Genomic DNA, 11,660 nt, shown 5'->3' on the forward strand with positions numbered 1-11,660 from the left:
TCTTCCGGATTATTTTCCATACTCAGGATTAAGCATTGTAGGAATCGGAGCCTCTACCTTTTGTTTCCATATCTGCAACCAATCGAACAATTCATCTCGCTTATCTTTATTCTGCAAAGCCAGATTCTCCTTTTCAGATACGTCCGTCCGGATATTATACAGTTCAACATTTCCAGTCTCATAATTTTCGATAAGCTTCCAATCACCCATTCGAATCACAGAAACCGGTCGTGTGCGGAAACCATCATTACCAGTCTCAACCGTTTCTTTTTCATTCCCTTCCAAATAAGCAGGAAAATGCCAGAACAACGGCCTCCCCTTAAAATCTGTTTCATTCCCTGCCAATAGCGGAAGAATACTGACTCCATCCAATAGTAAATCAGACTGTCTTACTCCGGCGATTTCCAAAAATGTGGGAAACAAATCGAGTTGCATAACCGGTATATTACAGATTTCCCGTTTCTCATATTTACCTTTCTGATAAATAACCATCGGTATTCTAATTCCTCCTTCATAAAAAGAACCTTTTCCCGCTCTTAAAGGCCACTGACGTGATATTCCATATACTCCTCCATTATCTGAAGTAAATACAATAAAAGTATTTTCCTCTATTCCCAAAGCTTGTACCTCATCAAGTACTCTTCCGATATTCCAGTCCATATTCTCCACCATAGCGGCATAAACCGAATTATCGTGAGCCGATGTCGATGGCTTTTTTCTATATTTATCAATCAGGTCAGCTTTTGCTTGTAAAGGAGTATGCACTGCATATGTCGCATAATATAGAAAGAATGGTTTACTCTTATCTACTTTCCGAAGATAATCTACAGCTTCCGAACCTAACCGATCCATCAAATACTCCCCTTCCGGACCATCTGTCAAATCTTCATTATAATAAGGAGAAAAGTAGCTTTTAGGATGTCCGGCATGATTTCCTGCAATATTAATATCAACACCATTTAGTAACGGATTTTCAGTTACATGCCATTTCCCTATATGGCAAGTCTGGTAACCGGAATCTTTTAATACTTCCGGAAGAAGCCGGATACCCGGTTCCAATGATGTCCGGTTCGGAATTGCAACCAATTTACGTTTACTGGCATCACCACGGTTAGGTTCCCCGACCGTATAAATACCATGGCGAGGTGTATACATTCCGGTCAGTAAACAAGCACGACTGGGAGCACTGTTAGCTGCACCAGCATACGCTTCATTCATCCAGATACCTTTTTCACGAAGACGGTCGATATTTGGAGTTTCATAATATTGGCTTCCGTTATTACTCATATCTGTCCATCCCAAATCATCTATATTGATCAATATGATATTCGGGCGATCGGATGCTACTGCGAGACAAGGAACCACAGCTAAAGAACAGATCCAGAAGTACAAATAAGGGTGTAAAGTATTATTTATTCCCATAATTTTAATTTGCATAATAGTTGACTCTTTACCAAACTGGCATTCTAAATCCTTCAACAACCGGTTCGGTATGTTGTGAACGGAATATGTTTAACGCCTTTTCTACCAAATCAGGATGTTCGGAAGAAACATCCTGTTGTTCACGGGGATCTTTCGTCAAATTATATAATTCTATATTCCGATTTCCTTTCTTTATATCACCAACAAAAGCTTTCCATTCTCCCATACGAACAGCCCGTTGACCTCCGGACTCCGGAAATTCCCAGTAAAGAAACTCATGCTTTTTCTGTTGTTCAGTTTTTCCGGTCATTTCCGGTAACATGCTAATGCCGTCCGTCGGCGGACAGTCGACACCGGCTATTTCACACATTGTCGGCATCATATCCCAAAATGCAGACAACAGATCAGAAGTTACCCCCGATTCTATATGTCCGGGCCACACAGCTATCATCGGCACACGGATTCCACCTTCCCGCAAATTAGCCTTACCCCAACCTGCTTCACTTTTAAAAGGCTTGGCACTATCGAAATAAGGAGAGTCTGCTCCGCCATTAAAAGTCGGTCCATTATCACTGGTAAAGATAATTACTGTGTTTTCATATATATCCAACTCCTTCAACTGCCGGACCAGACCACCAATCTGTTCATCCCAATAGCTGATCATTGCTGCATACGTCGCATGTGGATAACGGCATGGATAATAACCCGCCTCTCCCAAATACGGTTTCTCATCTCCCCATTTGTCCACATAATACTTTATCCAACGTTCCGGAGCCTGCAAAGGGACATGCGGAACCGGCGTTGTCCAAAACAGTGCGAAAGGTTCACTTGCCGAATGTTCCACAAAGTCCAGCAACTCACGATACATCAGGTCCGGAGTATACTTCGACTGCGTAAACTTATGATAACTTTCTTCATTCAATACATCTGCTCCCTCATCCAGTTTAGTTCCAGGAACTACTAACTCGTTATCTATATATTCCCTGGATTCATTCCGATACAAGAACGGAGGATAATACGTATGTGCCATCCGCTGACAGTTATACCCATAAAAGAAATCGAATCCCATTTTATTGGGTGTACTTTCCGATCCGGGCCAGCCTAACCCCCATTTACCGATACAAGCAGTGGCATAACCAGCTTCCTTCAACTTGCGGGGAATCATGATTGTGTTTGCAGGAACAGGCCGTTGGCCTTCTAAAGTCGAATCTGCGACCATCGCTTTATAATTCCAGACATCTCCTCGTGAAGCGACCGGATCATTGCCGCGAATATAAGCATGACCGGAATGGAGTCCTGTAAACAAGGAACAACGCGATGGTCCTGATACAGCCTGTCCGCTATAATGATTCGTAAAACGCATGCCTTCAGCAGCCAACTGGTCGATATTCGGAGTTTCTATTTTTTCCTGTCCAAAACACCCCAACTCTGCATATCCCAGATCATCGGCAAGAATATAAATAATATTGGGTTTAGTTTGTTCACTTTCCTTTACGTCAAGAGTATTACATAACACACTGGAAGGAACTAAACCGGCAATAGCCGTATAGTATAATATGTTTTTTTTCATGGTAATAATTTTTACAGGCAGATATATACTAAATCATATCTGCCTGAATTTTATGGTGCATAACTAAAACCTCAGCTTATATCTTAATTTTTCCATGCTTCCTGAAATCCTTTTTGCTTTTCTTGCTCAAGTATCTTTTTGAAAGCCGAGACTTTTTCGGGATACTGAGACGAAAGGTTGTTCTTTTCACCAATATCCTCACGAAGATTATAAAGCTGATCTTCTTTTGAGTTGCCAAGTTCCGTATTTGTCAGCTTATTATATGCAGGCCCATTATTCGGGGTAATGTATTTCCATTCGCCGTCACTGATAGATAATGAACCGGAAGATTCGATTACATATTCACGTCCCTTCTGGCTTTTGCCGGTCAATACCGTCAGGTAGTCATGGCTATCCGATCCAGCTTCCGCGCTCATCTCCTGACCTGTCAGCTTTTCCATCGATGCGAACATATCGATATGGGAAAACAAGGCATCGGACACACCCGGTTTCACTTGTTCGGGCCAGCAAACGATAAATGGGACGCGCGTTCCTGCTTCAAAGTTACTATATTTACCACCGCGAAAATCTCCCCACGGGCGATGATCCCCCAATAGTTCCACTGCACGATCCGCATATCCGTCATCGACAACAGGACCATTATCGCTCGTTAGTACAATCATCGTGTTTTCATAAATACCGGCAGCTTCAAGTGCTTTTATAATTTCACCGACAGTCCAGTCGAATTGCAGGATTGCATCCCCCCGATACCCCATGCCGCTTTTATCACGAAAACGTTCATGCGGATAACGCGGAACATGGACATCATTCGTTCCGACATACAGGAAGAAAGGAGCATCCTTATGCAGGTCGATAAACCGGACAGCCTTAGTCGCAATCGAATCGGCTATATTTTCATCTTCCCAAAGAGCCGTACCGCCTCCCTTCATATAACCTATACGAGAGATACCGTTCACTATCGCCATGTCATGCCCATGGTTAAGAGAAGGTTTCAACTTGGTTAAAAGCTCCGGATGATCTTTACCTAAAGGTTCTCCGGGGAAAGGCTCTTTATAACTGACAGATATAGGAGCCGACGGATCATAATTGGCGACTTTCTGGTTTTCCATCCACACACAAGGAACACGGTCACCTGTAGCAGCCATCAAATAAGAATAGTCAAAGCCAAGATCACTCGGTCCGGGTGTCACCGTGCCGTTCCAGTCCTGCGTACCGGCTTCTGCTCCCATCCCTAAATGCCATTTACCGATCGCACCGGTAGTATAACCGGCAGACTTAAATATATCGGCAACTGTTGTTTGCTCCGGACGAATGACCATGCCCGCATCTCCTGTTGCAATCCCGGTATCGTTACGACGCCAGCTATAAAGCCCTGTAAACAAAGAATAACGGGAAGGAGTACTGGTCGATGCGACTGCATGTGCATCTGTAAAACGTAACCCATCAGAAGCCAGCCGGTCTACATTCGGTGTACTGATACGATGGGCACCATAGCAACTCATATCACCATATCCCAAATCGTCAGCCACAATAAAGATCACATTGGGTTGTGCTTTCACCTGCTTACTTTCACCGGATTTGGAAGCTGAACCACCACAGCCTGCAAGAGAGACCAAGCTTAATCCGTATATTAATTCCAATTTAATATTCATACTATCTCTATTTTTTATTCGTATTTCTTTTCTTTATAATCAAAAGGCCGTCCCACTCTCATGAGACAGCCTTTGATTCCTATCATCATCCAAAATCAGTCTTCAAAGGTGTCAACGTAAATTCGGATTAATATTCTTTTCAGCTAATGGGATCGGCCAGATATCCTGGCCCTTCTGGAAACTACGTGTGTTTACATACCAACGGTTATGCGGATCCGGTTGCCCGTCTTTCATCTTCATTAAACTCTGATCCGACACATAAAATGGTGAACCGTAAATATCGGCATTCAACTTTTCTTCTGCAATACCCCAGCGGAACAAATCCCACAATCTCCATCCTTCGAAAGCCAGCTCAACCATTCTTTCTTTCTGAATCAGTTTAAACAACTTATCCGGATTCGTTTCTGTCAATGCAGGCATGCCTACACTCTGACGTCCCCGAACTGCATTGATCGTCTGATCCAGCAACTGCTGCGTGATCGCTTCACCACCACGAACTTTCGCTTCAAGATACATTAACAAGACATCGGCATAACGCGCCAACGGAACATTTACACCATAAGAGTTGACATCTCCGCTCCAGGACTCATCCAGGAATTTACGCAAAAGATATCCCGTTTGCGTTGTCTGCCCCGGTCCGATTTTATCAGCAGTCGTACTCTCCGGATTACAACGATACACAGAACCTCTAAAAGTAGCACCTTCATAATAAAGCGTATAATCCAGACGAGGATCGCGGTTCGCTCCGAAATTAGTCTTATTGAAACGTGCATCTTCGTAACTGAAAGGCGTTCCATCCAGAAAATCGTATGCTTCAAACAAGAAGTTCGAGATGTTCACCAAACACCAGCCACCGTCTTTGATCGGATAAGCATGTTGCGGTAAACCTATGCCGGCTAGATCATCAACAAACTGAGTTGCGAAAATATGCTCACTGCTACCTTCTCCTGACTGATAGAACAAGGTCTGATAATTCGAGTCCAGCGCGTTATCCCCCCAGGAGATAATCTGTTCGCAAGCAGCCGCAGCATTCGTAAAATCTTCCATCACAAGATAGGTACGTGCTAGATAGACCAATGCAGCCTGAGCCGTAGCCCGTCCCTGTTCCGAAGAAGGCAAATCTTTATGACGGGGCAGTATTTCAGAAACAGCTTTCAGCTCATCTGCCGCATATTTCAGAACCTCAGCCCGTGCAGATTTTGTCACGCTATTTGCTTCCTCCAGGGTCATTGTTTTAGTTACAAGAGGTACATCATGATAAAAAGAAGCCAGATAAAAATACTGAACCGCACGGATGAAACGAGCTTCAGCTTTCATTCGTTCCATCTCTGCATTCTCATTGGTTAGTGCATCCAAACCATCAATAAAACGACAACAAGCGCTTATTCGCTTATAAGGTTTCTGATAAAGATTGGTAACCCATAGATTGGTTTCCGTAATTGTTCCGGCAGTCAACTGTCCTATCGCATTATTAAAACCGCGACGATCATAACCTATATCGGATATACCATCCAAAAGAATCGTTGCACTATATGCCCACCAGTCAGAGACATTGTAATCAACTCCCAAAGTAATACCTCCGCGATATAAACCATTCAAAGCTAATTTTACATTCGCCTCATCATGGTAAAAAGTCTCTTCACTAAAACTAGTCAACGGATAGCGATCCATGTCACAACCACCCAGCAATAACAGAGAAACTGCTGCCAGACCAATCGTTCTTATTATTTTATTTGATTTAATCATTGTATACATACTCATAACCTCCATTAAAATTTAAGATTCACGCCAAATGTAAAATTACGCAAGACAGGATAGAATTGTCCACCACTATAAGCATCGTCTTTAGCCGAGTTAATTTCAGGATCCCAGCCATCCGGATAACTATGGAAGGTAAATGGGTTTTCTGCAGCCGCATAAATGCGTAAACTTGAAATCACCGAATTTTGCAACAACTTCTTCGGGAGCGTATATCCAAGCTGTATATTTTTGATACGCAGATAAGATGCATTACGAACCCAATAGTCAGAAGTCTGTGTATTATGTCCGCCTGCAGTTCCGATATTTTCCAGACGCGGATACTTCGCATAACGATTCGGATTTTCCGGATCGAAAGCTTCTTCCATCTGCCATTTCTGTACATTACCTTCTGAGAAGAATGCCCAGGCAGAATAATTATTCAGCATACCTTTCACACCGGCAACACCCTGTAAGAAGATATTCAGGTCAAAACCTTTATAAGCTGCATTCAATGAAACACCAAATGTATATTTCGGGATTCTGGAACCCAGATAAACACGGTCATAGGTAGCATCCACTTTTCCATCAGGAACACCGTCCGGACCGGAAATATCTTTGTAACGGATATCACCCGGCTTCGTATTTGCCTGGTTTCTACCGAAAGCAGACTGGTCCGTATGAGCAAACCATGCATCGATATCAGCCTGGTCCGTGAATACGCCATCAGTCAGATAACCGTAATACATTTGCATCGGATACCCGATAAACAGATCAGAACCGTTACCAACCATGCCATTCGGTTGATCCACATTACCCACTCCCAGTGATTTCACTTCGTTATTGATAACACTAAAATTAGCATTTACGCCGTAGCTGAACTCACCGATCGTATTCCTGTGTCCTACTTCAAACTCCCAACCATGATTGAGCGCTTCACCTGTATTGACTTCGCTCATATTAAGTCCGAAAATGGAAGAAGCACTGGCATTCGGCTTAAACAAAATATCGTATGTATAACGATGGAAATAAGAGATATTGGCACTCAGCAAGCCATTCCACAAGATAGACTCAAAACCGGCATCGACCGTACGTGTTGTTTCCCACTTCAGTTTAGGATCCGTATAGTTGACCAACTGTGCCCCTTGCTGTATAACACCTCCAAGCGGATAGTTATATTCATTACCCAGCACATACACAGAATGGTAAGCATAATTACCTATATTATTATTACCCAGGATACCAACAGAAGCTTTCAACTTCAGGTTACTAATGAACGATAGTTTTTCATTCTCCTTCATGAAATTTTCTTCCGAAATACGCCAGCCAATAGCCCCCGAAGGGAAAAATGCATAACGGGAATCCGACGGGAAACGGGAAGAACCGTCATAACGCATGGTTACTTCTGCCAGATAGCGTTCCGCATAGTTATATTGAGCACGTCCGAAAACAGACTGGATCACCCAATCTTTACCACCGCCGGTATTCGTCTGTACATCCGGCGAACCAACCGTCAGATACGGATAGTTGTTGTTCGGGAAGTTCTGACGTCCTGCTTCCAGGTCGCGTTCTCTTTCGTCTTCCCAGGAATAACCGACCAATACATCCAGGTTATGCAATTCATTAAAAGTCTTCACATAATTGGCTGTCGCCTGGAATGACTTATATTCCGTATTTGTATTCTTCTCCTTCAATTTAGATGGGCCTAACGTATTGATCGTCCCGTCAATATTCACCGGAAGAGTTGCTTTATAATCTTTCTCCTGTGCATTCGTAAAATTATATGCACCGGTAGCAGTCAACTTCAAACCTTTTATCGGTTCATAATCCAGACTGACAGTAGCGTTAAAGCGTTTAACGGGTTTTTCCGAAAAAGATTCGGAAGCCAGCCAGGCTTTCGGAGTACCAAAGTTTTTAACACCCGGCCCCCAGGTCCCGTCGCTAAGCATGGAGGGACGATATCCAGGGAAACGTAATCCCTGCTGGATCAACAACAACATTCCGTCGCCATCGATAGCACCTGCCGTACCCGGCTCTTTGGTCGTTGCATGATCACCACGCATGCGGACCGTCATTTTCAAATTATCAGTCAAATTGGATGTCAGGTTTACACGAGCCGTATATCGGGAATAGTTATTCCCCGGAACAATACCATCCTGACTCAAATAGCCGAATGAGGTAAAATACTGGCTGCGATCGTTACCGCCCGTAACAGATATATCATGACCGGTTTGAATACCGTTTCCGGAGAAAATATCATCGACAAACTTCTCATTAGCCCAACGGTCCGGTTGGCTGCCGTCACGCATGGCCTGGATATCTGCATCGGTAAAGCGGGTAATACCTTCAGCCTGATTCAACAAGCGGGCATAATCCCATGAATCTACATATTGAGGCAGTTCCGTCGCCCGGTTAAAACCGACATAACCGTTATAGGAAATCGCTACTTTCTGTTCTTTACCCAGCTTAGTCGTCACCAACACAACTCCATTCGCCGCACGTGCTCCATAGATCGCAGCCGTAGAAGCATCTTTCAGGACAGAAACCGATTCAATATCATTCGGATTGATATCTGTCATGTTACCGGGAATACCATCGATCAGTACCAATGCATCCGGTGTCGCACCAAAAGAACCGACACCACGCACACGGATCGTACCTGTATTATCGCCCGGACGTCCTCCCGGCTGGGTAATCGTTACACCCGGCATCTGACCGGTCAATGCGGAAACGACAGAAGAAGTTGCACGATTCTCCAGTTTCTCAGCACCTACCATCGCAATAGAACCGATCACATTCACCTTTTTCTGTGTACCGTATCCTACAACTACGACTTCATCCAATGCCTGGGAATCTTCCTTCAGAACAACGGCCAATACAGACTCATTGCCTACTTTCATTTCCTGCTCTACGTAGCCTATATAAGTAATGGATAAAACAGCTCCGGCCGGAACTTCAAGGCTAAACTTCCCGTCCAGATCCGTTACCGTTCCGTTCGTTGTTCCCTTTACAACTACATTCGCCCCGATCACAGGATATCCGGTCTGGTCGACAACAGTTCCGGTGATCTTACGGTCCTGTTGGGCTGCCTGTGCGGAAGCATCCTCATCTCTTTTGGATAAAACGATATTCACGCCTTCCAACTTAAAGGTCAACCCTGTATTTTTCAAAATAGTTTCTAAGACTTCACGGACAGAAACATCCGACACATTCACTGATACATTCTGTTTCAAATCGATGTTTCGATTTGAAATAAACAGATAGTCTGTTTGACTTTCGATAGCTTCAAGAACTTCGCTCAAATGAGCCTGTTGCTTGTTCAAACTGACTTTTGCATTTTGGGAGTTTGCCGGATTAGCAAACGCAAAAGCTGAACATAATAACAAAAAACCTGTCGTTAACTTCATAACTCTACCCGTTTGTTTTCCTCCCGAATCTTTTTCTTCCAAAGACCCAGATAAAAAAAGTTTTTTCATACCTTTGTTTACGATTTTAAATTAGTAAGTATATTTATAAATGTACTGCTTGACCGGTGGTTGTTGGCGCAACTGCCGGTTCTCTTTTTCAGCGTGTTTTTTCATGTTCTTTTCCTCATAGGCAAATCCATTTTTATTAGTTAATATATATAATGTTAGTTTCTTCATCGCGCTTATAGGTGAATGGGAAATCGTTCTGCAACACACGCAAGGCATGGTCCACTCCATCTGAAATACGCAGCTTCCCATTATATCCGAGATCACCGACTTTTTGGTTATTAACCACAATCCTGACATCGTAAAATTTCTCAAACAATTCCATAACAGCATCAAACGATTTATTCTCAATATAAATCAGACCGTCTTTCCAACGGCAACTATTCCCGTCGGTTGTAGAAGAGACTTCCAAGCGGCCTCCCACCAACTGAGCCGTTTGTCCGGGCGAGAGAAAAACTGTTTCGGGATCTGTCGAATTATATAGTTTCACTTTTCCGTTGTAAAGCATTGTCCTAAATGCCGGCTTATCGGCATAGGCTTCTACATTGAAAGTCGTACCCAACACCTCTACATTATATTTATCTGTTTTTACAATGAAAGGTTTCTTGTCTTTTACCACCTCAAAATAAGCTTCCCCATCCAATATGATTTCTCTGTTTTTAGAAGAGAATGCGATGGGATAGCGCAAAGTCGTATTGGCATTCAACCAAACACTCGTACCATCCGGCAATATTATGTTTGTCCGGTTACCGACAGGAACATGCACTGTCTGGACTGCATGCAGCAGTTGTTCGTTCCGATAAGTGTCATAAGCATAGAAACCTCCCAGCAAAAACAACACCGATGCAACAATTCCCACATAACGGATGACCCGCGGAGAAAGATGAAAATACTTTTTACGGGCCAATGCCTGTTCGTCTACCAGCAAAGAAGCATCGAACCGAATCCTTTCGCTGATAAAAACCTGACGATTGGCTTCATCGCTTTCCAGCCATTGTCGTATCTCTTCTTTTTCAGCCTCCGGGCTTTGTCCTAAAAAGTAACGTGTCAATATATGTCGATCCATTTGCATCTATATTCTTTTGTGTGTACAATAATAGAGCAACTGACCGAGCAAAAATCCCAAACGACTATGGAACTTTTTTCAAAAAAAATTCAATTAAAGAATAAAAGGAGAAAGGGGACGTAGTCTTTCAGGCGATGTTTAAGATGGTCATTCGCCTTATTTATATGGTAATCGATCTTCTGCTGGGAGACACCCAACAGTTGAGCAATTTCTTTCCTGGGTTTATTTTTCAGTCTGTTTAACAAGAAGATCTCCCTGGTTTGTTCGGGTAACTCAGCCAGGGAATCTTCTACTATTTTGAGAATATCTTTTGTGAAAATAGTTGCATAGCTTTCACTCTCCAACGTCTGGATACGCATATCGATCTCCCAGTCGTACAGATTAGCATAATTTTTACTATACTCCCATTCTACCTGCACATGCTTCAGATAATTAAGGCATTTATTCTTTACCGACTGAAGTATATAACCTAACACATCCATGTCTGCCGCCAGCTTATGCCGATTTTCCCAATAATAAAGCAATGCATCATGGGTCATGTCTTCAGCTGTCGGTTCATCATTCACATAATAATAGGCATACCGTACAAAACGCTGATGATACGTATTGTAAAACGTTGCAAAGTTCATTTCAGAATTGACTTCCAAAGGATTTATTATGTCTCTATAGGTACTCAAAGATGTATTAGTTTTCTCACTATGCAAAAATAACAATTTTCAGATAACTTCCACTAAACCAAC

The 11,660-nt window shown here is 43.0% G+C and carries 7 protein-coding genes; all 7 read right to left on the minus strand.

Annotated elements, in window-relative coordinates; translation table 11 throughout:
- Window positions 1-9: 9 nt before the first annotated feature.
- The 7 genes from BQ7394_RS18350 to BQ7394_RS18380 all read right to left on the minus strand — a co-directional run bounded on the left by BQ7394_RS18350 (window position 10) and on the right by BQ7394_RS18380 (window position 11,597).
- A complete protein-coding gene (locus BQ7394_RS18350; RefSeq protein WP_235848776.1) occupies window positions 10-1,437 on the minus strand; it encodes a sulfatase in 1,428 nt (475 codons plus the stop codon).
- A gap of 13 nt (window positions 1,438-1,450) precedes the next feature.
- Window positions 1,451-2,992, minus strand: a complete 1,542-nt coding sequence (locus BQ7394_RS18355) for an arylsulfatase (protein WP_082212017.1) — start codon at window positions 2,990-2,992, stop codon at window positions 1,451-1,453.
- 83 nt (window positions 2,993-3,075) lie between these two features.
- Window positions 3,076-4,644 carry a sulfatase family protein gene (locus BQ7394_RS18360; RefSeq protein ID WP_087880612.1) on the minus strand — a complete coding sequence of 523 codons (1,569 nt, stop codon included), beginning with the start codon at window positions 4,642-4,644 and terminating at the stop codon, window positions 3,076-3,078.
- 111 nt (window positions 4,645-4,755) lie between these two features.
- Window positions 4,756-6,399, minus strand: a complete 1,644-nt coding sequence (locus BQ7394_RS18365; protein ID WP_235848777.1) for a RagB/SusD family nutrient uptake outer membrane protein — start codon at window positions 6,397-6,399, stop codon at window positions 4,756-4,758.
- A gap of 14 nt (window positions 6,400-6,413) precedes the next feature.
- On the minus strand, window positions 6,414-9,788 hold the full coding sequence (locus BQ7394_RS18370) for a SusC/RagA family TonB-linked outer membrane protein (protein WP_075560119.1): 3,375 nt from the start codon (window positions 9,786-9,788) through the stop codon (window positions 6,414-6,416).
- 205 nt (window positions 9,789-9,993) lie between these two features.
- Window positions 9,994-10,920 (minus strand): FecR family protein, encoded by a 927-nt coding sequence (locus BQ7394_RS18375; protein WP_075558743.1) that lies wholly within the window; start codon window positions 10,918-10,920, stop codon window positions 9,994-9,996.
- 89 nt (window positions 10,921-11,009) lie between these two features.
- Window positions 11,010-11,597: an RNA polymerase sigma-70 factor gene (locus BQ7394_RS18380; protein WP_235848778.1), complete on the minus strand. Its 588-nt coding sequence runs from the start codon at window positions 11,595-11,597 to the stop codon at window positions 11,010-11,012.
- Window positions 11,598-11,660: the final 63 nt, after the last annotated feature.

Source organism: Parabacteroides timonensis (genome assembly GCF_900128505.1).
Lineage (GTDB): Bacteria > Bacteroidota > Bacteroidia > Bacteroidales > Tannerellaceae > Parabacteroides > Parabacteroides timonensis.

Bases quoted from the DNA above. Each gene is read 5' to 3' on its own strand.
- BQ7394_RS18350 (WP_235848776.1), bottom strand. From the start codon at position 1,437: ATGCAAATTAAAATTATGGGAATAAATAATACTTTACACCCTTATTTG.
- BQ7394_RS18355 (WP_082212017.1), bottom strand. From the start codon at position 2,992: ATGAAAAAAAACATATTATACTATACGGCTATTGCCGGTTTAGTTCCT.
- BQ7394_RS18360 (WP_087880612.1), bottom strand. From the start codon at position 4,644: ATGAATATTAAATTGGAATTAATATACGGATTAAGCTTGGTCTCTCTT.
- BQ7394_RS18365 (WP_235848777.1), bottom strand. From the start codon at position 6,399: ATGTATACAATGATTAAATCAAATAAAATAATAAGAACGATTGGTCTG.
- BQ7394_RS18370 (WP_075560119.1), bottom strand. From the start codon at position 9,788: ATGAAGTTAACGACAGGTTTTTTGTTATTATGTTCAGCTTTTGCGTTT.
- BQ7394_RS18375 (WP_075558743.1), bottom strand. From the start codon at position 10,920: ATGGATCGACATATATTGACACGTTACTTTTTAGGACAAAGCCCGGAG.